At 67.1% G+C, this 25,636-nt stretch carries 29 protein-coding genes; 19 read left to right on the top strand and 10 right to left on the bottom strand.

From position 1 onward, the window contains the following. Window positions 1-2 precede the first annotated feature (2 nt). Window positions 3-485: a MarR family winged helix-turn-helix transcriptional regulator gene (locus tag A9975_RS20985; RefSeq protein WP_370565122.1), complete on the bottom strand. Its 483-nt coding sequence runs from the start codon at window positions 483-485 to the stop codon at window positions 3-5. A 300-nt stretch (window positions 486-785) separates the two neighbouring features. Between A9975_RS20985 and A9975_RS20980 the strand changes: the two genes are divergently transcribed. The 3 genes from A9975_RS20980 to A9975_RS20970 all read left to right on the top strand — a co-directional run bounded on the left by A9975_RS20980 (window position 786) and on the right by A9975_RS20970 (window position 3,881). Further along, entirely contained in the window at window positions 786-1,583 is a 798-nt protein-coding gene (locus A9975_RS20980) for a crotonase/enoyl-CoA hydratase family protein (protein ID WP_183034499.1), read from the top strand. Between the two features lie 45 nt (window positions 1,584-1,628). Further along, on the top strand, window positions 1,629-2,807 hold the full coding sequence (locus tag A9975_RS20975; protein WP_183034498.1) for a thiolase family protein: 1,179 nt from the start codon (window positions 1,629-1,631) through the stop codon (window positions 2,805-2,807). 153 nt (window positions 2,808-2,960) lie between these two features. Then, window positions 2,961-3,881: a LysR family transcriptional regulator gene (locus tag A9975_RS20970; protein WP_183034497.1), complete on the top strand. Its 921-nt coding sequence runs from the start codon at window positions 2,961-2,963 to the stop codon at window positions 3,879-3,881. Here the strand turns inward: A9975_RS20970 and madM are convergent. Both madM and madL read right to left on the bottom strand, forming a co-directional pair. Beyond that, window positions 3,878-4,654 (bottom strand): malonate transporter subunit MadM, encoded by a 777-nt coding sequence (gene madM, locus A9975_RS20965; RefSeq protein WP_220810837.1) that lies wholly within the window; start codon window positions 4,652-4,654, stop codon window positions 3,878-3,880. The genes A9975_RS20970 and madM overlap by 4 nt on opposite strands. Window positions 4,655-4,664: 10 nt before the next feature. Next, entirely contained in the window at window positions 4,665-5,075 is a 411-nt protein-coding gene (madL, locus tag A9975_RS20960) for a malonate transporter subunit MadL (protein ID WP_174427787.1), read from the bottom strand. 348 nt (window positions 5,076-5,423) lie between these two features. Here madL and mdcA point away from each other — a divergent pair, with 348 nt between their 5' ends. Genes mdcA through mdcH form a run of 7 tightly spaced genes read left to right on the top strand, consistent with a single transcriptional unit; the run spans window position 5,424 to window position 11,562 of the window. Next, a complete protein-coding gene (gene mdcA, locus A9975_RS20955) occupies window positions 5,424-7,082 on the top strand; it encodes a malonate decarboxylase subunit alpha (RefSeq protein ID WP_183034496.1) in 1,659 nt (552 codons plus the stop codon). Further along, the gene (locus tag A9975_RS20950; protein WP_183034495.1) at window positions 7,082-7,987 is read left to right on the top strand and encodes a triphosphoribosyl-dephospho-CoA synthase; all 906 of its coding nucleotides are present in this window, start codon (window positions 7,082-7,084) and stop codon (window positions 7,985-7,987) included. Before mdcA ends, A9975_RS20950 begins: the two co-directional genes overlap by 1 nt. Next, complete coding sequence (locus tag A9975_RS20945) at window positions 7,987-8,301, top strand: malonate decarboxylase subunit delta (RefSeq protein ID WP_183034494.1); 315 nt, start codon at window positions 7,987-7,989, stop codon at window positions 8,299-8,301. Before A9975_RS20950 ends, A9975_RS20945 begins: the two co-directional genes overlap by 1 nt. Continuing rightward, the gene (locus tag A9975_RS20940; protein WP_183034493.1) at window positions 8,298-9,149 is read left to right on the top strand and encodes a biotin-independent malonate decarboxylase subunit beta; all 852 of its coding nucleotides are present in this window, start codon (window positions 8,298-8,300) and stop codon (window positions 9,147-9,149) included. The genes A9975_RS20945 and A9975_RS20940 overlap by 4 nt, the downstream gene beginning before the upstream one ends. Continuing rightward, window positions 9,146-9,964 (top strand): biotin-independent malonate decarboxylase subunit gamma, encoded by an 819-nt coding sequence (gene mdcE / locus A9975_RS20935; RefSeq protein WP_183034492.1) that lies wholly within the window; start codon window positions 9,146-9,148, stop codon window positions 9,962-9,964. Before A9975_RS20940 ends, mdcE begins: the two co-directional genes overlap by 4 nt. Before the next feature lie 24 nt (window positions 9,965-9,988). Continuing rightward, window positions 9,989-10,627 carry a malonate decarboxylase holo-ACP synthase gene (locus A9975_RS20930; protein WP_183034491.1) on the top strand — a complete coding sequence of 213 codons (639 nt, stop codon included), beginning with the start codon at window positions 9,989-9,991 and terminating at the stop codon, window positions 10,625-10,627. Next, on the top strand, window positions 10,624-11,562 hold the full coding sequence (gene mdcH / locus A9975_RS20925; protein ID WP_183034490.1) for a malonate decarboxylase subunit epsilon: 939 nt from the start codon (window positions 10,624-10,626) through the stop codon (window positions 11,560-11,562). The genes A9975_RS20930 and mdcH overlap by 4 nt, the downstream gene beginning before the upstream one ends. A 9-nt stretch (window positions 11,563-11,571) precedes the next feature. On the opposite strand, the gene A9975_RS20920 is transcribed toward mdcH, so the two are convergent. Then, window positions 11,572-12,042: an Lrp/AsnC family transcriptional regulator gene (locus A9975_RS20920; RefSeq protein WP_006158020.1), complete on the bottom strand. Its 471-nt coding sequence runs from the start codon at window positions 12,040-12,042 to the stop codon at window positions 11,572-11,574. A gap of 162 nt (window positions 12,043-12,204) precedes the next feature. Here A9975_RS20920 and A9975_RS20915 point away from each other — a divergent pair, with 162 nt between their 5' ends. Beyond that, window positions 12,205-13,116, top strand: coding sequence for a DMT family transporter (locus tag A9975_RS20915; protein WP_183034488.1), 912 nt, complete (start codon window positions 12,205-12,207; stop codon window positions 13,114-13,116). Window positions 13,117-13,230: 114 nt separating this feature from the next. Next, window positions 13,231-13,620 (top strand): hypothetical protein, encoded by a 390-nt coding sequence (locus tag A9975_RS20910; RefSeq protein WP_183034487.1) that lies wholly within the window; start codon window positions 13,231-13,233, stop codon window positions 13,618-13,620. Between the two features lie 51 nt (window positions 13,621-13,671). Here the strand turns inward: A9975_RS20910 and A9975_RS20905 are convergent, their stop codons facing one another. After that, the gene (locus A9975_RS20905) at window positions 13,672-14,703 is read right to left on the bottom strand and encodes a DUF6352 family protein (RefSeq protein ID WP_183034486.1); all 1,032 of its coding nucleotides are present in this window, start codon (window positions 14,701-14,703) and stop codon (window positions 13,672-13,674) included. A 207-nt stretch (window positions 14,704-14,910) separates the two neighbouring features. Between A9975_RS20905 and A9975_RS20900 the strand changes: the two genes are divergently transcribed. The 4 genes from A9975_RS20900 (at window position 14,911) to A9975_RS20885 (ending at window position 18,344) form a co-directional block, all read left to right on the top strand. Beyond that, on the top strand, window positions 14,911-15,960 hold the full coding sequence (locus A9975_RS20900) for an AvrD family protein (protein ID WP_183034485.1): 1,050 nt from the start codon (window positions 14,911-14,913) through the stop codon (window positions 15,958-15,960). 1 nt (window position 15,961) lies between these two features. Beyond that, on the top strand, window positions 15,962-16,717 hold the full coding sequence (locus A9975_RS20895; protein ID WP_183034484.1) for an AAA family ATPase: 756 nt from the start codon (window positions 15,962-15,964) through the stop codon (window positions 16,715-16,717). Window positions 16,718-16,809: 92 nt separating this feature from the next. Continuing rightward, a complete protein-coding gene (locus A9975_RS20890) occupies window positions 16,810-17,385 on the top strand; it encodes a flavodoxin family protein (RefSeq protein ID WP_183034483.1) in 576 nt (191 codons plus the stop codon). A 221-nt stretch (window positions 17,386-17,606) separates the two neighbouring features. After that, a complete protein-coding gene (locus tag A9975_RS20885) occupies window positions 17,607-18,344 on the top strand; it encodes a helix-turn-helix transcriptional regulator (protein WP_183034482.1) in 738 nt (245 codons plus the stop codon). Window positions 18,345-18,378: 34 nt separating this feature from the next. On the opposite strand, the gene A9975_RS20880 is transcribed toward A9975_RS20885, so the two are convergent. After that, the gene (locus tag A9975_RS20880) at window positions 18,379-19,605 is read right to left on the bottom strand and encodes a PLP-dependent aminotransferase family protein (protein ID WP_183034481.1); all 1,227 of its coding nucleotides are present in this window, start codon (window positions 19,603-19,605) and stop codon (window positions 18,379-18,381) included. A gap of 30 nt (window positions 19,606-19,635) precedes the next feature. Continuing rightward, the gene (locus A9975_RS20875; RefSeq protein WP_253930350.1) at window positions 19,636-20,586 is read right to left on the bottom strand and encodes a tripartite tricarboxylate transporter substrate binding protein; all 951 of its coding nucleotides are present in this window, start codon (window positions 20,584-20,586) and stop codon (window positions 19,636-19,638) included. Between the two features lie 264 nt (window positions 20,587-20,850). Here A9975_RS20875 and A9975_RS20870 point away from each other — a divergent pair, with 264 nt between their 5' ends. Beyond that, a complete protein-coding gene (locus A9975_RS20870; RefSeq protein ID WP_183034479.1) occupies window positions 20,851-21,780 on the top strand; it encodes a LysR substrate-binding domain-containing protein in 930 nt (309 codons plus the stop codon). Window positions 21,781-21,897: 117 nt separating this feature from the next. Further along, entirely contained in the window at window positions 21,898-22,128 is a 231-nt protein-coding gene (locus tag A9975_RS20865; RefSeq protein ID WP_150993073.1) for a hypothetical protein, read from the top strand. Window positions 22,129-22,420: 292 nt separating this feature from the next. On the opposite strand, the gene A9975_RS20860 is transcribed toward A9975_RS20865, so the two are convergent. From A9975_RS20860 to A9975_RS20850, 3 genes are all read right to left on the bottom strand, one after another. Continuing rightward, a complete protein-coding gene (locus tag A9975_RS20860; protein WP_183034478.1) occupies window positions 22,421-22,840 on the bottom strand; it encodes a carboxymuconolactone decarboxylase family protein in 420 nt (139 codons plus the stop codon). Window positions 22,841-22,919: 79 nt separating this feature from the next. Continuing rightward, on the bottom strand, window positions 22,920-24,437 hold the full coding sequence (locus A9975_RS20855; protein WP_255503342.1) for a M20/M25/M40 family metallo-hydrolase: 1,518 nt from the start codon (window positions 24,435-24,437) through the stop codon (window positions 22,920-22,922). Window positions 24,438-24,741: 304 nt separating this feature from the next. Further along, on the bottom strand, window positions 24,742-24,903 hold the full coding sequence (locus tag A9975_RS20850; RefSeq protein WP_183034477.1) for a hypothetical protein: 162 nt from the start codon (window positions 24,901-24,903) through the stop codon (window positions 24,742-24,744). A gap of 271 nt (window positions 24,904-25,174) precedes the next feature. Between A9975_RS20850 and A9975_RS20845 the strand changes: the two genes are divergently transcribed. Further along, window positions 25,175-25,612, top strand: a complete 438-nt coding sequence (locus A9975_RS20845; RefSeq protein ID WP_183034476.1) for a universal stress protein — start codon at window positions 25,175-25,177, stop codon at window positions 25,610-25,612. Window positions 25,613-25,636: the final 24 nt, after the last annotated feature.

Here is a 25,636-nt window from a genome sequence, read left to right as displayed (position 1 = left end):
TCTTACGACCCGAAAGCAGTGGTGGGCGCGGACTCGGCGGCTTGGGCGAGCGCGTTGAGCACGCGCATGGCGCCCTCGAAGTCCTGCTCGCTGACGCCAGCGAAGACGCTGGCGCGGAGTTGCTTGAGCTCGACCTCGATTTTTTCGGCGAGCGCCTCGCCGGCGTCGGTGAGCCAGAGCGCATTGGCCCGGCGATCGTTCGCATCCACTTCCCGGCGCACAAGGCCGGCGGCGGAGAGCTGGTCAACCAGACGGACCAGCGATGCACCTTCCAGCCCGACATAGTCGGCCAGGGTGACCTGGCGCACGCCGCCGCCAAGGCGGCGGATAAACAGCAGGGGCCCCGCCGCCGCCGCGGAAATCCCGTAGGCGGTAACGGCGCCCTGCGAAATGTGGCGCCACTGGCGCCCGGCCAGCATGAGCTGGCCGGTAAAGGCAAAACGGAGGGCGTCGATGGCAGGCATGGACGGAATGATAGCAGCCATATAGTTAGGATGCAAATTATCACATTACAAAGCAATCCCCGTTGAAACAAGACGATGCGAAATGCCGCAAGAAGCACATGAAGATGGCATCACCTTTGAACCTGCCTTGCGCGTCCGGGCATCGGCGCCGATCATCGGGACTGATATACGCGGGATATCGGCATCGCCGAAATGAATATTGGACACCCGAGGGCACGGTCCCTTAGCCTTTTGGGCTAGCGATTGTCGGCGGCACCGCGCTGCGCCGGCCGTCCCGAGCCAAGGCGACGACGACTACGACAACAAAGACCGGAGACCCGCATGACAAGCTTCCTGCGCTATGAGCAGCAGGGCCACATCGTGACCCTGACCATGAACGAGCCGCAGCGGCGCAACCCCCTCACCGGCAACACCGCTGTGGCCGACTTCCTGGAGGCCATCGACCGCATCCACCGCGACACCAGCGTGCGCGCGGTGATCATCACCGGCGCTGGCACCGCGTTTTCCTCAGGTGGCAATATCCGCGACATGGAACGCCAGGCTTCGGGCCAGGTGCCCGGCATGGAGATTCGCCAGGACTATCGCCTGGGCATCCAGCGCCTGCCGCTGGCGCTGTTCAACCTGGAGGTGCCGGTGATCGCCGCCGTCAATGGCGCGGCCATGGGCGCGGGCCTGGACCTGGCCTGCATGTGCGACATGCGCATTGCGTCCGAGCAGGCGCAGTTTGCCGAGAGCTTCGTCAAGCTGGGCATCATTCCGGGGGATGGCGGCGCCTGGCTGCTGCCGCGCGTGATCGGCCTTGCGCGCGCCGCCGAGCTGACCTTCACCGGACAGGTCATCGATGCGCGCCAGGCGCTGGAGTGGAACCTGGTGTCGCGCGTGGTGCCGCCGGATCAGCTGCTGCCCACGGCCAATGAACTGGCCGAACGCATTGCCGCCAATCCGCCGCATGCGGTGAGGCTGGCCAAGCGCCTGCTGCGCGAGGCATTGCATACCCGGCTGGATACGCTGCTGGAATTGTCGGCGGGCTTCCAGGCGCTGTCGCACCAGACCTCGGATCACCGCGAGGCGGTGTCGGCCTTCCTGGACAAGCGCAAGCCCGAGTTCACCGGGAGCTGATCCATCGTCGTTCCCATTGCCATCAAGAGAGATCGGAGACCCGCCATGCAGCAAGCCGTCATCGTCGACGCCATCCGTTCGCCCATGGGCCGCGCCAAGCCCGGCTCGGCCTTCACCGAACTCCATCCCACGGAGCTGCTGGCGCAGGTGCTGGCGGGGCTGGTCGAGCGCAACAAGCTGGACCCGGGGCTGGTGGAAGACGTCATCACCGGATGCGTGAGCCAGGTGGGCGAGCAATCCGCCACGCCCGGCCGCGTGGCCTGGCTGGCGGCGGGATTCCCCGAGCATGTGCCCTCCACCACCATCGACCGCAAATGCGGCTCCAGCCAGCAGGCCGTGCACTTTGCCGCGCAAGGCATCATGGCGGGCGCTTACGACATCGTGGTTGCCTGCGGCATCGAGTCCATGAGCCGTGTGCCGATGGGCTCGGCACGCATTGGGCAGAATCCGTACGGCCCGTCGTTCGAGGCGCGCTATGCGCCCGGGCTGGTGTCGCAAGGAGTCGCGGCGGAGCTGGTCGCGGCGCAGTGGGAACTGTCGCGCCACGATCTCGATCAGTACGCGGCGCAATCGCACCAGCGCGCGCACCAGGCGCGCGAGGCCGGCGCGTTCCGCCGCGAGATCCTGCCGATCCGTACCGCCGCGGGCCTCGTCGCGCACGATGAAACCATCCGCCCCGCCACCACCGCCGAGCGCCTGGCCACGCTGGCGCCGTCCTTTCGCGACGAGACGCTCGGCCAGCGCTTCCCGCAGATCGGCTGGCATGTGACCGCCGGCAACGCCTCGCAGATCAGCGACGGCGCCGCCGCCATCTTGCTGATGAGCGAGCGCGCCGCCTCCCGCCTGGGCCTGAACGCCCGCGCGCGCTTCGTCGCCTTCGATGCCTGCGGCGACAGCCCCCTGACCATGCTGACGGCGCCGATCCCGTCGAGCAAGCGCGCGCTGGACAAAGGCGGCCTTACGCTCGATGCGATTGCACACTACGAGATCAACGAGGCCTTTGCCTGCGTGCCGCTCGCGTGGCAGCGCGCGCTGGGCGCCGACCCGGCGCGCCTGAACCCGCGCGGCGGCGCGATCGCGCTCGGCCACCCGCTGGGCGCGTCGGGCGCGCGGCTGATGACCACCATGCTGCACGCGCTGGAAGACAGCGGCGAGCGCTACGGCCTGCAATCGATGTGCGAGGCCGGCGGCATGGCCAACGCCACCATCATCGAACGGCTCTGAGCCGGCCACCTATATTCAGAACGCGATCCGCATGGCGCCGCGCTAAAGGCGCCGCTCGCGCAAGGCCCCGGGGTTCTCCCCGGGCCATCCGGTTTCGAATCTGGTTATCATGCTCCGGTCACCATCACCGCCAGCATGCGCGACGCGCCTCCTATGCGAAACCGGATCAACGAAGAAATCACCCTGCGCAAGCTCGAAGTCCTGCTCGCCTATATGGAGACCGGCAACCTCGCCAAGGCCGCCGAGGCGCTGGATGTGAGCACGGTCAGCGTGCACCGCGCACTGCACTCGCTGGAAGAAGGCATGCGCTGCGCGTTGTTCCGCCACGAAGGGCGCAACCTGCAGCCGACCGAAGCGGCGCACGTGCTGGCGGATGTGGCCACCGATGTCATCAAGGCCATGGCCGACGGCATCCGCGCCACGCGCCAGGCCGCCGGATATTCGGCCGATCACATGAAGATCGGCTCGCTCTATTCGCTGACCATCCGCACGGTGCCCGACGTGGTGATCGGCATCAAGGTCAGGCGGCCGGAACTGCAGGCTGAACTGGTGCTCGGCTCCAACGCCGACCTGCTCTTCAAGCTCAAGCAAGGCGCCATCGACGCTGCGCTGATGGCCATGCCCGAGCCGGACCCCGAGATCGAGTCCATTGCGCTGTTCGAAGACGAAATCTACTTCGCCGCACCGGCGGATTCGCCTTATGCGCGGCAAGCCTCCATCGACCTGCGGCAATGCCGGGACGAACCCTTCGTCACGCTCAGCGAAGGTTTCATCACCTACCAGGGCTTCATGGACGCCTTTCGCATCGCCGACTTCACGCCCAATGTGGTGATGAAGGTCGGCGATATCTTCTCGCTGATGAACCTGGTCAGCGGCGGCGTGGGCTACGCGCTGCTGCCCGGCCGCGTGCGCGACGTGTTTGCGCACAAGGTGACGCTGGTTCCGCTGTCCTCGCAGTACCGGCTGCGCCAGACCATTGGGCTGAGCTTCTTGCGGCGGCGCGAGCGGGATCCGAACTTGCTGGCGCTGGCGGCGGTTTGCCGGCTGACGATGCGGGTGCCGCAACCGGCCTAGCCAACGATCGCCTTGGTCGCCAGAAACAACAACGACGGCCCCAGCAGGCACCCCAGCCCGGTGTGGAACGTAGCCACCAGCGCACCGTAAGGCACCAGCCTGCGGTCCGTCGCCGCCAGCCCCGCCGATACCCCGCTGACGGTGCCCGCCAGGCCGCCGAACACCATCGCGGCGCGCGGGTTGTTCAGCCCCAGGAAGCCTGCCGCCATGGGCGTGCCCACCATCACGATGATGGCCTTGATCAGCCCGGTGGCGATGCTCAGCGCGATCACGTCGGAGCTGGCGCCCAGCGCGGCGCCGGTCACCGGCCCCACGATGTATGTCACCGCCCCGGCGCCGATGGTGGTCATGCTGACCGCATCGCTGTAGCCGAAGGCGCGCGCCACGGCAGCACCCACGATAAACGGCAGGATGGTGCCGAGCAACAGAGACACCGCGCCGACCAGCCCGGCCTTGCGCGCCTCGGTCACCTGCACCTCGAAGGCGGTGGCGACGATGGCGAAGTCGCGCAGCATGGCGCCGCCCATCAGGCCGATGCCGGAAAACAGCGAGAGATCGGCCAGGCCTTTTTCCTTGCCGGTGACGATGCCGCCGTAGTAGGCCAGCAGCAGCCCGATCACGATGGCGATGGCGGAGCCGTGGACGCGCCCGAAGGTCAGCCAGCGCGAGAGCCTTGACGACAGCCACATGATGATGCCAACCGCGGCAAACGCGGTGACCAGGGCGTTCTGCAGCAGGATGTTCTCGATAATGTGCGAAATGGAATGCGGCATGGCGGCGTCCTTAGCGCGATGCGTGGCTGGGGGTGGCTTCCGGCGAGGGCAGCGGCGGCAATGGCGCGTGGTCGCCGGTGCGGCTGAGCACGGCGATGCAGCAGGCCGAGACCAGCACCGCGCCGACTGCCGCGATCAGGGCTACCGGGCCGCCGCGCAACGCTGCGACCACGTTCTGCTGCGCCGCCATCGCCACCACCACCGGGATGTACATCGCGCCCCAGAAGCCAACGCCCGCCTCGGTCTCCTTGGGCAGGAGGCCGCGCCCGTGCAGGAAGAGCCGTATCGAGATCAGCAGCAGCATGGCGATGCCGACGCCGCCCACATTGGCCTTGACGCCGATCGCAATGCCTAGCAGTTCGCCAAGGAACAAGCCGATGAGGTGGCAGAGCGCCAGCAAGGCGGTTCCGTAGATGATCATGTTGCTGTCTCCTGTTGGCCCGTCGGCAGGGTTGCGCGCGGGCTGGTTCTAGGTTTGATGGATGCAATCTAGGCCAGCCATCGCGCTGCATCAATCAACCCGGCGGGAGAATCGTTAGCGTGGGATTAATGGCGGGAAGCCGGCATCCGGCGCACTGGTGACCTGACCGGCTCTTGCGCGGCGCGCACGGCGGCGTACTGTGCGCCCCGGGCAGGGACCAGACGTGTTGCATGTCGGGCCGCGAACACTTACACCTAGAGTAACGATGCCGCGCCGGGCGTCATTGCTTGCGCCGCACGCGCTGCGTATCTTGGTGCCATTCCTTGCATCAAGCACACCGGAGACGCGATGCCGAACCCAGCCACGGACCGACAGTGGGACACCCGCCGCAGCGAAAAGCGCCGCCGCATGGCACGCGGCGCCGCCTTTGCCAGCGGACGGGTCGTGCCCACCGCCGACATCGTCCCATTCCTCGAAGCCATCACCGCGCCGGGCGACCGCGTAGTGCTGGAGGGCAACAACCAGAAGCAGGCCGACTTCTTGTCGCGTTCGCTGGCCGAGGTGGATCCGGCCAAAGTGCACGGCCTGCACATGATCATCCCGAGCGTGAGCCGGGTGGAACATCTCGACCTGTTCGAGCGCGGCATCGCCAGGAAACTGGACTTTGCCTATGCCGGCGCACAGAGCCTGCGCATCTCGCAGTTCCTCGAAGACGGCCAACTGGAGGTCGGCGCCATCCACACCTACATCGAGCTGTACGCGCGGCTCTATGTGGACCTGACGCCCAACATCGTATTGATCGCCGGCTACAAGGCCGACCGCGACGGCAACCTCTACACCGGTGCCAGCACCGAGGACACGCCCGCGCTGGTGGAGGCCGCCACTTTCCGCGACGGCATCGTGGTGGCCCAGGTCAACGAGATCGTGGACGACCCCGCCGGGCTGCCGCGCGTGGATATCCCTGGTTCCTGGATCGACTACGTGGTGCAGGCCGACAAGCCCTTCTTCTGCGAGCCGCTGTTCACGCGCGACCCGCGCCTGATCAAGCCGGTGCATGTGCTGATGGCCATGATGGCGATCCGCGGCGTGTACGAGCGCCACCAGGTGCAGTCGCTCAACCATGGCATCGGCTTCAACACCGCTGCCATCGAACTGATCCTGCCGACCTATGGCGAGTCGCTCGGCCTCAAGGGCAAGATCTGCAAGTACTGGACGCTCAACCCTCACCCCACGCTGATCCCCGCCATCGAGTCGGGCTGGGTGGAGAGCGTGCACAGCTTTGGCAGCGAACTCGGCATGGAGAACTATGTGGCCGCGCGCCCGGATGTGTTCTTCACCGGGGCGGATGGATCGATGCGCTCCAACCGCGCCTTCTGCCAGCTTGCCGGCCAGTACGCGGTGGACCTGTTCATCGGCTCCACGCTGCAGATCGACGGCGACGGCCACTCCTCCACCGTCACGCGCGGACGCTTGTCCGGCTTTGGCGGCGCGCCCAACATGGGCCACAACCCGGGCGGGCGGCGCCATCCCACGCCGGCGTGGCTCGACCTGATCGAGACCGACGACCCGCTCGCGCGCGGCCGCAAGCTGGTGGTGCAGATGGTGGAGACCTTCCAGGCTGGCGGCAAGCCGACCTTTGTCGAATCGCTCGATGCGGTGCAGGTGGCCAAGGACAGCGGCATGCCGCTGGCGCCGGTGATGATCTACGGCGACGACGTCACGCACGTGCTGACCGAGGAGGGCATCGCCTATCTCTACAAGGCACGTTCGCTGGAGGAGCGCCGCGCCATGCTGGCGGCCGTAGCCGGGGTGACGCCGATCGGCCTGCGCCACGACACCAGCACCACGCGCCGCATGCGCAGCGACGGCCTGATCGCGCTGCCCGAAGACCTCGGCGTGCAGCGCAGCCAGGCGACGCGCTCGCTGCTGGCGGCCAAGAGCATGGCCGACCTGGTCGACTGGTCCGGCGGGCTGTACGAGCCGCCGGCACGCTTCCGGAGCTGGTGATGGCGAGCCTCGCGTTACCTGCCGGGCACCGTGACGATGCCTTCAACCCCGCCGCCATCGCGCTGGCCGATCTCGCCGTCAATGCGCTGATCGACGAGGCCGCGCTGTCGCCCAAGCCCGGGCTGGTGGATGGCCGCGGCAATGGGGCCCACGCCGACCTCAACCTGGACCTGATGCGCGTCTCGGCGCGCGCGCTGCATCCCGCCTTTGCCGAGATGGCGGCGGCAGGCATGCGCGCGGCGCGGCCCGGCGTGGCGCTGCGAGAGCGGCTGGGCGCGCTGGGCCGCGAAGCCGAGGCCGCGATGATGCGCGCCACCGGCGGCATCAACACGCATCGCGGCGCGATCTGGAGCCTGGGGCTGCTGGTTGGCGCGGCGGGCTTGCACCGGCATGGACATAGCGCACATGGCATAGCCCGCACCGCCGGCGCCATCGCACGCTTGCCCGACCGGCACCGTCCCGCGCTCACCGGCAACAAGGGCGAACGCGCCTGCATCGACTACGGCGTCGCCGGCGCGCGCGGCCAGGCGCAGGCGGGCTTCCCGCATGTGCTGCGCGCTGGGCTACCAGAGCTGATTCGCAGCCGGGCGCGCGGCGACGCCGAGCCCAGCGCGCGCGTCAACGCATTGCTGGCCATCATGCAGCGGCTCGACGACACCTGCGTGCTGGCCCGGGCCGGCCGCGAAGGGCTAGCGCTGATGCAGCATGGCGCGAGCCGCGTGCTGGCCGCCGGCGGCATCGGCACGCTGGCCGGGCGCCGCCTGCTGCGCCAGCTCGAAGGCGGCATGCTGGCCTGCAACGCCTCTCCCGGCGGCGCAGCGGACCTGCTCGCCGCCACGTTTTTCCTGGACCGGCTGCCGCCTGCTGCGCGGCCGGCCAAAGCCCCCGTGCAAGGAGACAAATAATGGAACAGCTCCAGTTCGAATATCCCGCCGGCGCGCCGGCAAGCCAGCGCGTGCTGGTTGGCGTGGTCGGCTCCGGCGATCTCGAAGTCATGGTGGAGCCCGGCACGCCCGGCACCACGCTGATTCATGTCACCACGTCGGTGGACGGCTACGGCAAGGTCTGGGACGCGCAGCTCTCGCGCGTGTTCAGCGCCGAGCCGCGCGCCGCCATGCGCATCCACATCCATGATTTCGGCGCCACGCCGGGCGTGGTGGGCATGCGCCTGGCGCAAGCGTTTGAAGCGCTCGGCGGCGATGGCAAGGAGCAAGCATGAACCACGCATCGCTGCTGAACCGCGAGAGCTTTGTCGAGCTCGGCGCGCGCGCCCGCGTGCATGCGCTGCTCGATCCCGGCACCTTGCGCGAACTCGCCGGCCCCTTCGACCGGCTGGTCTCGCCGTGGCTGGAACGCCAGGGCGTGGTGCCGCAGGCGGATGACGGCGTGGTGGTGGCCAAGGGCCGCATCGACGGCCATCCTGCGGTGGTCCTCGCCATCGAAGGCGCGTTCCAGGGCGGCAGCCTGGGCGAAGTGGGCGGCGCCAAGATCGCCGGCGCGCTGGAGCTGGCGGCGCAGGACAACCGGCGCGGCGTGCCCACGCGCGCGGTGATCCTGTTCGAGACCGGCGGCGTGCGGCTGCAGGAGGCCAACCTGGGACTGGCGGCCATCGCCGACATCCACGCGGGCATCGTCGACCTGCGCCGCTACCAGCCGGTGGTTGGCGTGATCGCCGGGACAGTTGGTTGCTTCGGCGGCATGTCCATCGCGGCGGGGCTGTGCAGTTGCCTGGTGGTGACGCGCGAGGCTCGCCTCGGCCTGAATGGGCCGGCGGTGATCGAGCAGGAGGCGGGCGTTGCCGAATACGATTCGCGTGACCGGCCCTTTATCTGGAGCTTTACCGGCGGCGAGCAACGCATCGCCACTGGCCTGGCCGACCGGTACGTTGAGGACGACACCGAAGCCATCCGCACCACGGTGCGCGCGGCCCTGGCGCAAGGCGTGCCGGCCGTGCACCGCAGCGAACGCTACGCGCATTACCTGCAACGCCTGGCCGAATACGATCCGGCGTGCCAGCCGGAGCCGCAAACCGTCCGCACCATCTACGCACACGGAGCAAAGCCATGAGTTCAGCCAACACGCAGGGCCGCGGCGAGGCCTGGCTCGCGGCGCTGACGCGCAGCGCCCCGCGCCGCCCGGGTTATCCCGCCACCGTGCAGGTAGCCGACGCCGAACTGGCCGGCCAGCCGGCGCGCTTTATCGCCGTGGTGCCCGACGCCGCCAACGCCTACCCGCGCGTGCGCGACGGCGAAGTCGGCCTGCTCGAAGGCTGGTCGCTGGCGCGCGCCGTGCACGAGATCGTGCTGGCCGACCGCGACGGCGCCATCAAGCGGCCCATCGTGGCCATCGTCGATACGCCTAGCCAGGCCTACGGACGGCGCGAGGAAGCCTTCGGCATTCATCAGTCGCTGGCGGGCGCGGCCGATGCCTACGCCACGGCGCGGCTGCAAGGGCATCCGGTAATCGCGCTGCTGGTCGGGCGCGCCATGTCGGGCGCCTTCCTCGCGCACGGATACCAGGCCAACCGCCTGATCGCGCTGAGTGATGCCGGCGTGCAAGTACACGCCATGGGCAAGCAGGCCGCCGCGCGCATCACCATGCGCAGCGTGGAGGACCTGGAGAGCTTTGCCGCCACCGTGCCGCCGATGGCGTATGACATTGGCAGCTACGCCACGCTGGGCCTGCTGTGGAAGCAGGTCGACGTCAACCACGCGGCGCTGCCCGACGAGGCCGATCTCGATACCGTGCATGGCGCGCTGCAAGCCGCGCTGACGGATATCCAGGCTGATCCGCAATGGGATCTGCGCAGCCGCCTGGGTGGAGAAAACCGCCAGGCTTCCAGCCGTGTGCGCGAAGTGCTCGCGCAGCAGTGGCAGGACTGAGCCATTGCACGACCGGCGCATGAGATGACCACAAGCACGCTCCTGCCGCATGACCTGCTGTGGCTCGCGGACGCACCGGGCTTCGCCCGTGCCAATGCGCTGCCGGCGTGGGCAAGTGCCGGCTGGCTCGCGCAAGCCCCGCTGGTGGTGCGGCGCGATGGCGCCGTCGAAGGCCGCATCCCGGTCGGGCTGCGCGGCACCACGCGCGCGCAGCGCCACGCGGCCTGGCTGCCCGCCGCGCAGGTAGCACGCGTGGTCACGCCGGGCATGCTCGCGCGGCAGGCACGCTGGCGGGATCATCCGCGCCGCGCTGCATTGCCGGCGCTCGCCGCGCTGGCGCGCATCGCGCCACAGCTGGATGCTGCGCAGGTGGACTGGGGCGTGACCGGCAGCGTCGGCTTTACGCTGGCCAGCGGCATCGACGTGCTGCATGCGGGCAGCGACCTGGACCTGCTGGTTACAGCGGGAACGCCGCTTTCGGCCGAACTGGCCCGCACTCTGGCCGCCTTGCTCGACGATGCGCAAGCGCGCATCGACATCCAGGTGGCCACCCCGTTTGGCGCGTTCGCGCTGCGCGAGCGCGTGCGCACCGGCAGCCGCGTGCTGCTCAAGACGGCGACTGGCCCTGTCATGAGCCAGGACCCTTGGCAGCCGCAGCCATGAGCACACTATTCACCTTTCCGGGGCAAGGCGCCCAGCGCCCCGGCATGCTGCATGCGCTGCCCGACCACCCTGCCGTGCGCGCCACGATGAGCGAGACCAGCGAAGTGCTCGGGCGCGACGTGCGGGCGCTGGACAGCGCGGCCGAACTCGCGTCCACCGTGGCCGTGCAGTTGTGCCTGCTGACCGCTGGCGTGGCGATGGCGCGCTGCCTGCTTGCCGAAGGCGCCAAACCCGATGCCGTGGCCGGCTTGTCGATTGGCGCCTTCCCGGCGGCGGTCTGCGCAGGCGTGCTGGACCATGCCGATGCGGTCAGGCTGGTGGCGCAGCGCGCAACGCTGATGGAGCAAGCGTATCCAAGCGGCTATGGCATGACGGCGATCCTCGGCATGGAGCTGGGCCCGCTGGAGCGCATCATCGCGCAGGTACACGGACCGGCGTCGCCGGTCTACCTGGCCAATCTCAATGCGCCCGCCCAGTTCGTGATTGCGGGCGCCGCGACGGCCATGGCGCGCGTTGCGGAGCTGGCGCTGGACAGTGGCGCGCACGCGGCCAAACCCATTGCCATCAGCGTGCCCTCGCACTGCGCTCTGCTCGACGGCGCGGCAATCGAGCTCGCTCGCGCGCTCAAAGGTGTGCGCATCAACCGCCCGCGCCTACGCTACTTCAGCGCTAGCGCGGCACGCGAGCTGCGCGATCCGGCGCGCATCGCCGCCGACCTGGCGCGCAACCTTGCCGTGCCGGTGCGCTGGCATGAGGCCATGCTGCTGGCGCGCGAATGCGGCGTGCGCCTGGCGGTGGAAATGCCCCCCGGCAATGTGCTGACGCGGCTGGCCGCGCCGCTGCTGCCGGACGGCATCGCCGTGGCCTGCGCCGACACGCGCATCGACAGCATGGTGGCGCTCACGGCGCGCGAAGCGCTGCGGGCGTCGTCCTGATCCAGGGCATTACCCCAGCGGCAACGCCGTGCTGTACAGGACCTGCTTGAGCGCAAAACTGGAGCGGATGCTGGACACGCCCGGAATGCGCGTGATCTGGTCGATGATCAGCCGCTCCAGCGCTTCCACGTCGGCCACCACCACGCGCAGCAGATAGTCTGCATCGCCCGACATCAGGTAGCACTCCATCACCTGCGGCAGGGTGGTGATGCGCCGCTCGAAGGCATCCAAGGTTTCGCGGCGCTGCTTGTCCAGCGAGATCTGGATAAACACCACCACCTTCAGCCCGAGCCGGCGTGCATCCAGCAGCGTGACACGGCGCGAGATCACGCCTTGTTTTTCCAGCTGCTTGACCCGCGCCAGGCAGGGCGAGGGCGACAGGCTGACGCGGCTGGCCAGTTCCACGTTGGTCAGGCTGGCGTCTCGCTGCAGCTCGTTGAGAATCCGGATATCCGTGGCGTCCAGGTCGATGTCCAGCACGTTGCACTCCTGTTTTTTCATATAGCAGCATTCTATGCCGCAACGGCACGCATTTGCAGCCGCCTTCGGTTTTTGCTGCGGCGCAATAAACCGTAGACTTTCCAGCATCCCGCTCCCATCTCGTGGCGGCGGGAGAACCTGGTCAAAGAGTCGAGTCGAAGCATGCAAGCACAACAAGGATGGCGCCGGTTTATTCCCCTCGCCTGCGCCGTGGCGATCTGGGGCGGCAACTGGCCGGTCATGAAGCTGGGCCTGACCCACGTCAGCCCGCTCTGGTTTGCCGCCGCGCGCTTCGTCTCGGCCGCCGCCATCAGCTTCCTGGTGCTGGGCGCGTTTCGCCGGCTGCGCCTGCCCACGCGGCAGGAATGGCCGCTGGTGATCGGCGTGGGCCTGCTGCAGATGGCGGCCTTCACCGCGCTGGCGCTGTGGGCGCTGCAGTACGTGCCGCCGGGGCGGGCCTCGGTGATCGCCTATGCCACCTCGGTGTGGGTGATTCCGCTGTCGTCGCTGGTGCTCAAGGAGCGGCTGTCGCGCCCGCAGTGGATCGCCACCGGCCTGAGCTATGCCGGCATCGCGCTGATGATCGCCCCGGCCGTGCGGGACTGGCAGTTGCATACCGCCGTGGGCCTGGTGATGCTGCTCGGCGCGTCGCTGGCCTGGTCGCTCAGCATCATCCAGCTGCGCGCCAACCGCACGGTGCGCCTGGGCGCGGACATGATCCCGTGGGAAACCGCCGTGGCCTCGGTGCCGCTGGTGGTGCTGGCACTGCTGCGCGACGGCGCGCCCCACTTCCTCTCGGTGCCGGAGATCTGGCCGCTGCTGTTCTACACCGGGCCGCTGGCCACCGCGCTGACCTTTATCGTGGTGCTGAACATGACGCAGGCCTTGCCGCCAGCGGCTACCTCGATCGCCATGCTGTGCGTGCCGCTGATCGGGCTGGTGGTCTCGGCGGTGGCATTCCAGGAGCGGATCTCGGCGGACCTGTCGGCCGGGCTGGCGCTGATCGCGCTGGGGGTGGCAACGTCGGCGCTGGCGCCGTGGCTGGGACGGCGGATGCAGTGGCGCGGCGCCTGATGCTTTGGAAATTAAGCATCAAACGTTACAAGAAGACACAGTTGTATTACCCCGCTAATACCTGACATCGGCGCGCCGGCTTACAGTGGAGCCAATCACTAACCGGAGCCACCCGTGCGGAAAATTGCCACCCTTTGCGTCATTGCTGCTGTTGCAGGCCTTGCTTCCAGCGCTGCATCCGCGCGCGTGGATGTGGACATCGGCATCGGCGTGCCCGGCCCGGTGTTTGTCGCGCCGGCTCCCGTCTACCAGCCGGCCCCCGTGTACCGGGCCGCGCCAGTCTATGAACCGGCCCCGGTGTATGTGCAGCCCCAGCCGGTGGTAGTGGCGGGCCCTGGTTACTATGGCCCCGGCTACTACGGCCCCGGTGCGCGCGAGCGCGCCTGGCGCGAACGCGAATGGCGCGAGCAGCAGTGGCGTGAACGCGATCGGCGCGAGCGTGATTGGCACGAACACGATCACGACCACCATGATCGCGACGGCGACCGCGAATGGCGCCGTTGATGGCGCGGACTTGGCTCCTGCTGCTGGTCGTGGTGCTGCTGCGGCCAGCGGCTATGAGACCGAGGCCAGAGGCAGGTTCAGCAGCAGATTCTGCGGCTTCACCTTGAGGATCCCGGCCTCGTTCATCGCTGCCGCCAGGTAGACGGGCCGGCCAGCCACATCCGGGCGCACCACGGATGGATCGGCAAAATCCAGCCGGAACAGCGACAAGATGCGCCGCTGCCGCTCCGGCTCCAGTTCCACGCCGCGATACAGGTCATTGAGCAACAGCGTGGCCTGCGCGTCCAGTCCGATATGCCAGGCCCACTGCGGGTCGTCGATCGCGGACAGCGGCATCACTGTCACCTCCACCCCGAAGAAATGCCGCACCCAACGCGCGAGCACGCGGCTGAACGCCGCCAGCGCCGCGCTGCCGCTGGCAAAGCGGATCACCGTGTCGTGGCGTTCGCTGCGTCCCCAGTAAACCTGCGCGTTATCGCGATCCAGCACATCCAGTTCCACCTTGCGCGCCGGGACCTGCGCTTCGGCCAGCATGCGGCCTAGCTCGCCGTAGACACTGCCCGACGCGTGCAGCTCGACAGTGTCGGCATCGGCCAGCATCACCCCGCCTTCCTGCAGCGACACCTTCTGCGCGCGGGAGAACAGCTCCGCGGCGCGCCACTCCATCGGATCCGGCTTGTCACTGTCATGCAGGATGCCGTGCACGATCAGGTGCGCGAGCTGGTCGATAAAGACCGGTGGCACGCTGACGTTGCCCTCGCGGAAGATATCCAGATAGGCCGCCTCGATGGTGGGCGCGGCAAGCAGGCGCTCGCGCATGGCCAGCACCACGGCGTAGTTGTCACGGGCATCGGGGTCTTGCAAGACGGCGAGCTCGCTGGCTGGCACAGCCCGCCGTGGCTCGGCGATCAACGCCGCATGCAGCGCTCGCTCGGCGTCGCACGATTCGTCCACCGGCGCCACCTCGGGGCGGCGCCACCACATCCGCAGCAGGTGGTCGCTGGCCAGCAACTGGCCGTCGCTGTTGCGCGCGGCAGGGTCGAAGCCGGAATGGGGCCAGCGGGCGGGGATGGATTCAACCATGGTGGGTTAGCAAACAAGGGGAGCCTCAGTATCCCATAGGCCGCGGCAGCGAGCCCCTTGCGCCTGGGCAGATGGTCCAGCTTCCTGGCGCGCGGCCATTGCGCGGCTCGCACTTGGTTGCCGAGCGCAATACTCCACCCAGAGTATGTACGCTGCAAACCGCCCGCGCAGATACTTTCCCTCCTGCACAATTCACGGGGCCGAACCATGCACTTCAGCGCCAGGACTGACGCCAATCGCGCACGGCAACACCCGTCCCAGCGCGGACAATCACGCCACTTTGCCGACATTGATCAGTTGCTGGGCCCGCGAGAACAACGCTACTTCGGATCCGGATTCAAGCGCGTCCAGTATCGGGTGATAGCGCCCTGCACCGACATCGCGGCGCTGCCATGCCAGGGCAAAGTTGCGGTCATCTATCCTCAGGACTGGTCCAGGAAGTCCACCGGAGCGACGGTGCCGCCTCATCTCTCGACGGTGGACGCAACCCATCTGGGCGCGGTGCTCTCCGAGTGGGCGGTAGCCCAGCGATTCACGACGAGTCCGGCCGAGCCTGAAGTGCTGATCAATCGCTGTGAGATTCGCAGTGGAAATGCACCCGATGAACAGCTCGACGCTCTGCCTTATGCCATCCATCGCATTGTCACCGAGCCGCTCAAGGACCGCCGCTCGCTCTACCGCTTTTCCACGCGGATTGAACTGCAGCTTGGCAGCATGGAACTGGCGGTGACCCTGACCCACAACGGGCAGCCGCGCAACAATGCGACACACTTCGACAACACCGGAATGCTCGAACACGATGCGCCGCAATCGGTGGCCGGCAGGCTGGCGATCGGCGGTGTCTACGGGATCGATCTGCACCATCTCATGCTCAGTCCGGACGACGGCCATGCCATCGCGGAGACCATCTTCAGTGCCCCCACATCCGTCTACCGAACGCTTTCCAATGTGGAGTTCGTATTGGCTTGCGCCCAGATGGCGCAAGCCGTCATCTACCAGAAAGACAGGATTTCACGAACCCGGAGCAATACGCTCTGGATGCGGGATTTCATTATCAGCACCGCCGTGCCCTGCAAGGTCCGCCGCCAGCAATTGATCGAACTGCACACGTTGAGCCACAAGCGCAGGCGCGCGGATGGATGCAATTGGTCCGTCTTCCGCTTCCTATGCCAGCTTGGCGCAATGACCGCCACCTTCACGTTCGCCCACCACCTCCCCGCGACCGAAGAAGATGCCCTGCCAGCAAGCGGGGACTGACATGCGCATCGTGATCTCCGGCACTTACTCCACCGGCAAGTCGACCACGACCGATGCCCTGGGCTACCTGACCGGCATGCCTCGCACCAATGCCCGCACCATGCGCGAGATCATGCCGGAAGCACTACCGGGCAAGGTGCTTGAGCAGTGCAGCATTCCCGAACTGATGGAACTCTGCCTGTGGCGGTTCAAGGAGCGTGTCGTGTCCGAGCACCTGTGTGGAGACACCTACATTTCGGACGGCTCCTGCCTGCACGAGTGGATATATGCCCGAGGCCGCCTGATCGCGGGGGTCAATCCCGCCAATGGGCCTGTCACCCGTAGCCTGCGCAGGCTACTGGGCTCGCGCTATCGCCCCACGCATGAACACATTTTCGAGCGACTCATGCACGCGGTGGAGGCGCACGCCCGCGCCTCGTATGAAGAGGTGATCCACCTGCCGATCGAGTTCCCGATGACCGAAGACGGCCATCGCCCCGTCTCGGAAGCGTTTCGCCGCATGACGGAGCGCATGTTGCTGGAGAGGTTGCAGGCGCTTGGCATTCCCTGCCGCGTGGTGGGCGGATCGATCGAACAGAGACTCGCGCAAATTACGGCGCTCTATGGATGGCCGCACCTATGCAGCATCCCCGACGCCATCGCCATGGCCCGCGCCAACGCGGCACGCATCGAACGTGAGAGCAACGCCCGACACCAGTCGTTCCGTGAAGGCATGAGCTGGCGCCATCGCCTGGCGCGCGGATTAAGCACCTTGTAGAGCGTTCACCACGCCCAGATGGCCGCGTCTTCTGCCTTCCATCTTCTGCCTTCCAATTTCCCACCGCCAACCACGCAAAAAAGGAGTTCCCCATGCCCAGGATTGCCATCGTCTATCAAAGTAACGCAGGCCACACCGCCGTGCTCGCCCGTGCGGTCCAAGTGGGCGCGCAGTCGATCGCCAACACAACCACAAGCCTCATTCCTGTCTCTGAGGTGAACGGCCGCTGGAGCGAACTAGACCAGGCCGACGCAATCATCTTTGGCGCCCCCACGTTCATGGGGAACGTCCCTGCCGACTTCAAGCGATTCATGGATGACTCCGCCGTGGTCTGGGCCTCGCAGGGCTGGCGCAACAAGCTTGCGGCCGGGTTCACTTGCTCGGCATGCTGGAGCGGGGACAAGCTGAACACCCTGATGCAAATGACGATCTTTGCCGCGCAACACGCGATGATCTGGGTGCCGCTGGGTACGATGCCCGGCTATCACACCAGCCAGGGAACCCCGCGGGACCTGAACCGGGTCGGCGGCTTCCTGGGCGCCATGGCCCAGGCCAATGCGGACGAATCGCCCGATGCCGCTCCGCCGCAATGCGATCGCGATACGGCTCAGGCACTGGGCAAGCAAGTCGCTGAAGTTGCCACCCGGTTCATCTACGGCACGCGCTGACTCAGCGGGGTCAAGTTCGAGAATTGTCCGCTTGACCCGAGGACATGCCCCGACGATGATTTCCGGGTACTTCGGCGCCGGCACCAGCGGTTGGTGGCATGCGCCGTCACAACGATCGGCGGACACGACACATCGCTCACCCGGCGCGCGCTCCGTCCCTACCCATCCAACCCTCCGTGCGCATCCAATGCGCAGGGGCAGGCGCTTAAGGAGCGACAACGATGGACATGCATGCGTCTGCGCCTTATGTGAAAGCACCTTCCAGCCGCGGCCGGGAAATTCAGCAGTCCATGCGGTCCGCCGCGATTGCGGATCGGGATAGTTTCCTGCACTGGTCACGAACCTGGCTCAATGAACTGATCCCGCACCACATGTCCGCATTCGGCCTGACCACCAAACATACCCTGGGGGTCAGGCCACTTGAAACGTTCACCTTTCGCGTGCCGGAGGCATACCTGCAACAGGTTACGCGTAATCCCGGCGTAGGCTGCCCGGTTTTTTCGCACTGGATCCTGGCGCGCACCCCTCAGTTTTTCTGCCCGGACGTGGCCGGCGAGAACGTAGCATTGGCGTCGCTATTCAAGCAATACGCGCTTGGCAACCTTTTTCTCCACGGACACGTCGATGCGGACCGCGGGCTAGCGTCATATTTCGCGCTGTTCGGCGTGGATACGGCGCGCCGCGCTCACCACGAGCAACATGCCGAGGCGGTTGCACTCGGGGTCCACGAAGCGCTCGTCAAGATCCATCACCTCGGAGGGAGCGGCAATCCCGCGAGCACGGCCGTACGATCCCTCACCAAGGCGGAGCAAGCGGTCTTCCATTGGCTCCGCCAAGGCAAGACCAACTGGGAAATCGCACGCATCCTCAACAAGAGCGAGTGGACGGTAAAGACCCAGGTTCAACACATCCTGCGCAAACTGGATGCCAGGAACCGGCAGGTGGCGATATCCCGCTAAGAGGCTGTTTCAAAATGAAGCGAAGCGGTTCTGGCTAGCCACCCTGGCTGGACATTACCGCCCGCCGCAAACGCGCCACGCCTTCCACGATCTGCGCATCGGACGCGGTGGCGAACGATAGCCGCAGCGCGGGCGAGGGCTGCCCGTCCACGCCAAAACTGGCGCCCGGCACATACATCACGCGCGCCGCGATGGCGTGCGGCAACAGGCTGGCCGCGTCGGCCACGCCGTCGATCTCGCACCACAGGAACATACCGCCTTGCGGGGTTTCGCAGTGCAGCGCGGGACCGAACGCATCGGCCAGGGCCTGCACCATCAGATCGCGCTTGTGGCGGTAGAGGTCGATGATGCGCGCGGTCTGGCGGGGCAGCAGGCCATCCTCCAGGCAGCTTGCCATGGCGAGCTGCAGCCACGGCGAGGTGCACAGATCGCAGACTTGCTTGGCGATCACCGCGCGCCGCAGGATTTCGGCGGGCCCGGCCATCCAGCCCAGGCGCAGCCCGGGCGCCATGGTCTTGGAGAAGCTGCCGAGATAGATCACCCACGGTGTCAGCGCGGGATCCTGCGCGGCCAGCGACAGCAGCGAGGGCAGCGGCTCGCCGTCAAAGCGCAGGCTGCCGTAGGGATCGTCTTCCACCACCACGATGCGGTGCTGCGCGGCGAGCGCGAGCACGGCGCGGCGGCGCGCCAGCGCCAGCGTGCGCCCGCTCGGATTGGCGAAGGTAGGCACCAGGTAGAGCAGGCGCGGCCGTTCGGCGTCGGGGCAATCCGCCAGCATGGTGGCAAGGGCCTGCACGCACAGCCCGTCATGGTCGGAAGGGATGGCGCGCACGGCGGCACCGGCGAGCCGCAGCGCCTGCACGGCGGCGGGATAGGTCGGCGTTTCCACCCACACCGGCGTGCCCGGCGCGACAAAGGCCTGCACCAGCAGGTCGAAGCCTTGCTGCGAGCCCGAAGTCACCACGACCTGCTCCGGTGGCAACGGCGCGCCGCGCTCCGCCATCAGCGCGGCCAATGCCTGGCGCAGCGTGGGCATGCCCTCGGTCGGCCCGTACTGCAGGCATTGCGCGGGATTGGTGGCCATGACCTTGGACGCGGCATCCTGCAGCGCGGTGGCATCGAAGCTGGCCGGCGAGGGGTAGCCACCCGCGAACGAGATCATGTCCGGCAGGCTCATGTAGGGAAACAGCTCGCGGATGGGCGAGCCTTGTGGCTCCCGCATGGCCGGTGCGAACGCGTACGGATGGGCTGGCGTGCTCATGAGAGACTCGGTGTGGGATCGGTCGATCGATCAGTCGACGGTGGCGCCGGAGAGCTTGACGATCTCGCCCCACTTGCGGCGATCGTTGCGCACCAGTTCGGCGAACGCTTCCGGCGAGTTCGGCGCCAGCTCGGCGCCCTGCTCGCGCAGTTTGGCCTGGATGGCGGGATCGCTGGTGGCGCGTGCCAGGTCGCGGCTGATCTTCTGCGCAATCGCGGCGGGCAGGCCCTTGGGCGCAAACAGGCCGAACCACGGGCTGGCGTCAAAGCCTTCGACCGGCCCGGCTGCTGCCACGGTAGGCACATTGGGCAGCGCCGCCGAACGGGCCGCGGAGGTGACCGCCAGCGCCTTGAGCTTGCCGGCACGGACGAACTGGATCGACGCGGGCAGGTTGTCGAACATCACGTCGACGCTGCCGCCCATCAGGTCGGCCAGCGCCGGGCTGCTGCCCTTGTAGGCAACATGGCTCATCTGCGTGCCGGTCATGCGCTGGAACAGCTCGCCCGCCAGATGGGTCGACGTGCCGTTGCCGGCCGAGGCCATGTTGACCTTGGCGGGATTGGCCTTGAGGTAGGCGATGAACTCCGCCAGCGTGGTCACGCGGGCGCGTTCGGCAAACGCCGGCGAGATCACCACCACATTGGGCACCTTGGCCACCAGCGACACGGGCACGAAGTCCGCCGCGGCGTCGTAGGGCAGCTTCTTGTACAGCGTGGGATTGATGCCGAACTCGCCGACCGAGCCCATCAGCAGCGTGTAGCCATCCGCCGGCGACTTGGCCGCCGCGCCGGTGCCAACGATGCCGCCGGCGCCAGGACGGTTGTCCACCAGCACCGGCTGCTTCCACATCACGGTGAGCTGGTCGCCGATCATGCGCGCCACCATATCGGTGGTGCCGCCGGCCGGATACGGCACGATGATGCGGACCGGCTTGTTAGGGAAGTCGTCCGCACTGGCCGTGGCCGCGGCCAGCAAACCCATTGAAATGCCGCAATGGCCGATGATGCGAAGCAGTCGATTCATGCCGGTCTCCTCGTTTCCTTATTGGTTGTGATGTCCCGTCTCTTGTCTCTTTTGGGGGCGGGGAACGCCGGAAGGCATATCAGTAACATTCCGGGAGTTCGGCATTTTTAGTCATCAACTTTTTTACATCAAGCGAGATTTACGCATAGGATGATGACTTTCATGCATCAACCTGGAGCACCAGCGCGATGCCTAAGTCAACCGCCCCTTGCCACTCGCCCCATGAGCGCCTCCCGCATTCCCAGCCTCAGCAGCCTGCGCGCCTTCGAAGCCGCCGCCCGCCACCAGAACCTGCGCCGGGCCGCGGCGGAACTCTGCCTGAGCGAGAGCGCCGTCTCGCGCCAGATCGCCACACTGGAAAGCCAACTCGGCGTGGCGCTGTTCCACCGTGCCAACCAGCGTGTCAGCCTGACGCCGGCCGGATCGCTCTACGGCTACCAGGTACGGGAAAGCCTGCAAAAACTGCAGCGCGACACGCTGGACATCATGGCGCACGAGGGCGCGGGCGGCATCGTGGAACTGGCCTGCGTGCCGACCCTGGCCGTGGAATGGCTGATCCCCCGCTTGCCCGCGTTCTACGCGCAACATCCGCAGGTGGTGGTCAACTTCAGCGCGCAGGCGGATGTGTTCCTGTTCGACGGCACGCCGTACGACGCCGCCATCCACTACGGCGAAGCCAACTATCCGGGCGGCCGCGCCGACCCGCTGTTCGATGAAGAATCGGTACCGATCTGCCATCCGGAGCTGTTTGCCGGCGAGGGGCCGGTCAGCGCCCAGCGGATCGCGCAGGCGCCCTTGCTGCACCTGTCGACGCGCCGGCTGGACTGGAAGAACTGGATGGAAGCGGCCGGCGTGGGCGACGTCAACGCCATGCGCGGCACGCGCTATGACCACCACAGCATGGTGATCAGCGCCGCCCGCGCCAAGCTGGGCGTGGGCCTGGTGCCGCGCTTCCTGGTGGAGGAGTACCTGGCACTGGGCCTGCTGGTGATGCCGGTGGCGCAGGCCATGCGCTCGCAGCGCGCCTACTACCTGGTGGCGCCGGACTCGCGGCCGATGAGCGATGCGATGTCGCGCCTGCGGACCTGGCTGCTGGCGGCGGCACAGGATTTTGCAGCGCGGCAGGCCCCGGGGCTTGCACAGGACGCTTAGTCAAAAATTTTGAATATCGAATACGATACAAGGGCCCGTATCGATCCCGGACCAGATCTATCCTTTGTCACATGGAGACGGAACATGTTCTCCCAATTTCAACAAGGCAGATAGATCATGAGAATTACCACAGCCCGCCTGTTCCTCGCTGCCGCCATCGCCGGCACCGCCCTGCTCTCCTTGAACTCCGCCTTTGCCGCGGACGCACGCGGCACCCATGCCGGCGACAACTACGGCTACGTGCACCGCTCGGCCGACGCCTACACCGATGGCGCGCGCAAGGTCGACGCGTTCAGCGATGGCGCCCGCACGGTCAAGCACGACTATCCGTTCGGTTTCTCCGTGTGAGCATCAAGCAAGCGCCGTACAGGAAGCACAGGAAGCACAGACAGCAGAGCAGGAACGCATCATGACCATCAAAGACACCGCGCTGATCCTCGCCGGATGGATCGCCGCCTGCCTGGGCAGCGGCTACCTCCTGACCTTCGCCGCGCAAGCGCTGCAGCGTTAGACCTGACACGCTTGCCCGCCTGGGCGGTTGAGGGCTGGCAAGGCAAGCACTGCGCATTCTGGCACGATGCCGGATGCCAGAGGCGGCCGTGCATCTGCCCCAAGCCTGCCCCCGCCTGCTACCGCCCGCTCAGCCCTTCACGTTGGCTGCCTCCAGCACTTCGGCCAGCTTGCGCCCCGCGTCCAGCGCAGCCGGAAAGCCGCAGTACACCGCGCTGTGCACCACCAGCTCACGCAATTCCTGCGGTGTCACGCCATTGGCCAGGGCGCCGCGCAGATGGCCGGTCAGTTCCTGCGGCCGGTTGAGCGCAATCAGCATCGATACCGTGGCCAGGCTGCGCTGCTTGCGGTCCAGGCCATCACGCGTCCACACCGTGCCCCAGGCGAACTCCGTCACCAGTTGCTGCAGGCCGACATCGCCCTGCTGTTGCGCGGCGTCGAACGCGCGCTGCACGTATTGTTCGCCCATGACTTCCGAACGTACCTGCCGGCCGGCTTCGAAGGCCGGCGTTTGTGCGTAGGCGGCGGGGTCTTGCCTGGCTTGCGTCATCTTGCTATCTCCTGTGATTGCATGGGTCGGGCAGGCACGCCGCGTCCTCGCGGATGCGCGGCGCCTGCGGCGTTGCGCCTTACTTGAACGGTGTCTGCAGGATGCCCATCACGGTACGGACGCCATCGCGGTAGTTGCCCAGCCGCATGTTCTCGTCGTAGCTGTGCTGGTTATTGTCCGCATTGACCAGCGGCACGATCACGAACGGCGCCTGCAGCGCCTGCACCGCCGCGCCGGTCGGCACGGTGCCGCCCATCATGCGGATCTGTACCGGTGCCTTGCCATAGGACTGCTGCATGGCCTGAGTGAGCCACCGGCTGATCGGCGCCGACAGGTCCGTGCGCGCGGCGGAGCTGGAGGCCGAGACCTCGCCCGCGGTGACCGAGGCAAGCTTGGGATAGCGCGCGCGTTCGTCATCGGTGGGCTCGCCCTTGACCAGGTGGTAGCCCTGTTTTTCCACGTGCTGCCTGACGAGGGCGAACAGGGATTGCGGGCTGGTCTCCGGCACGGTGCGGATATCGATATCGGCCACCGCCACCTCCGGAATGATGGTGCGGGCCTTCTCGCCCACGTCACCGGCGGCCATGCCGCGCACGTTCAGCGTGGGGTACTGCATGGCTTCCTGATAGTTGGCGCCAACGCGTTCGGCGCGCGCGATGCCCAGGCGGCGGCGCAGCGCGGCCTCGTCGTCGGGCACGGCGGCCATGATGCGGCGCGCGCGCTCATCGATCTTTACCGGCTTGTAGTAGCCGGCAATGGTGACGCGGCCGTCGTCGTCCTTCATGGTGGCTAGCAGGTTCGCCAGCCGCTGGGCGGGGTTGGCGGCATAGTTGCCGTAGTGGCCGCTGTGCAGGCCCTGGCTGGCGCCGAACACCTTGAGCTGCACCAGCAGCACGCCGCGGTTGCCGAAGATCAGCGTGGGCTGGTTGCTCTGGTGCATGGGGCCATCGAAGATCACCATGCCGTCATTGCGCAGCAGCGCCAGGTTGTCCGCGATCACCTTGCCCAGCGACGGCGAGCCCTTCTCCTCCTCGGAATCCAGCAGCACCTTGATATCGACCGCAGGGTCCACCCCGGCGGCCTTGAGCGCGTCCATGGCGGCCAGGAACATCACGATGGGGCCCTTGTCGTCCGACGACGAACGCCCGAACACGCGCCACTCGGGATCGACCTGGCCGGCATAGAGTTTGTCCAGCGGTAGCGTTTCCCACTTGCCATCGGCGCTGCGCGCCTTGAGCGTAGCCTCCCACGGGCTGGGCTGCGCCCATTGCGACGGCGTTACCGACTGGCCATCGAAATGCATGTAGAACAGCACCGTCTTGCGCGGGCCAGCGCTTTGCTGCGTGCTGGCGGGGTATTCGGCGTAGACCATCGGCTTGCCGTCATTGGGCAACTCGCGCGCCTTGAAGCCACGCCGGGCGAAGGCCTTGACCAGCCAGTCCGCATTCTTCTGGATATCCGCCGGCACGGTGGCGTCGTTGGGCAGCGCCAGCAATTCGACCCATTCGCGGTAACTGCGCGCCGCGGCCTGGTCGGCCTGCTGCTGTAGCTGCGCGCTGTCGAGCGTGGCGGCATGCGCGCCAGCGGCCAGCAGCATGGCACCAAGGGCGCCGCACACGGTCGCGCGGACAGCGCTGCGCAAGGGGGACTGGAAGATGCGGAAATGGGTATGCAGGGGGGCGCAGTGCGGCGCGCTGCCAGGCGCGCGGGCACGGGAACGTAGTCTCATGGCTCTTGTGGGATAGGAAAGTGCATGGCGACGGATACGGCGAGCGGGCCGCAAGACAACCGCGCGGCCCGCACCGGCAGTCTGAACCGCTACATGCAACTTGTCCACGCACGGCGCCCCTGGCGGCGCGCCTTCATCGGGCCCAGCAGCGCGCGGGCGCCCTCATGGGCCTTCAGGGGCCCTGCTCGTCGGGCGACTGCGAAAAACCCTCTTCGCGGCGCGCAATGGCACTGGCCAGCCCGAATTCCATGGCAAAAAGCAGGATCAGCGCGAGCATGGCCAGCGCGCCGATCGCCAACCGATAGTAGATCCACATGGCGGCAAGCCGGAACATCCGACAGAGTTGTCCTACCTGCAGCGTAGATTTCCCCACATCAAAAAGGCGCCGAGATGCCACGGCACGGTGCAAAGAAACCGTCAAAACGGGAAAACGGATGACTCTCGCAAGGCTCGTGGAAGGCGCTGCCGATTGCGCCCGGACTTGATCTGGATCCAGGCAAGGTTGCCCGCAGGGTGCCATGATGACCGTAGTGAGCGCCCCCGGGCCACCCGGGCGAGGGCCGCCATGCCGACAACGATCACAGCCACTACAGGAGATAGCCGCCATGACCAACATCGTGCTCGCCACCGACGGTTCGCCCTTTTCCGACGCAGCCGCCCGCTTTATCGCCGAAGGCAAACTGCTGCAAAGCGGCTTTACCGTGCATGTGGTCCATGTGACGCCCGATGTCACCGGACAGGTACGTGCCTTCGTCAGCAAGGAAACCATCGATGCCTGGCACCAGGAAGAAAGCGGTAAGGCCATGCAGTCCGTGGCCGACATCCTCGGCGCCGCGGGCATCGCCTTCGAGCAACACGCGCTGCACGGCTTTGCACCGGAGCGCATCGTCGCCTACGCCGCCAGCGTGGATGCACGCGGCATCGTCATGGGCACGCACGGCCGCGGCTCGTTCTTCGATGCGGTGATTGGTTCGGTGGCGGGACGGGTGCTGGCGCACGCCCCGTGCCCGGTAGTCCTGGTCAAGGCCCCGGGCAAGAAGTAAGGCAGCCGGCCCGGGCTGGCCGGT

The sequence above is a fragment of the Cupriavidus sp. UME77 genome (genome assembly GCF_014170355.1).
GTDB classification, from domain to species: Bacteria; Pseudomonadota; Gammaproteobacteria; order Burkholderiales; family Burkholderiaceae; genus Cupriavidus; species Cupriavidus basilensis.
Note: the sequence above shows the minus strand (reverse complement) of the source record. Positions and strands in the feature narration are given on the sequence as shown.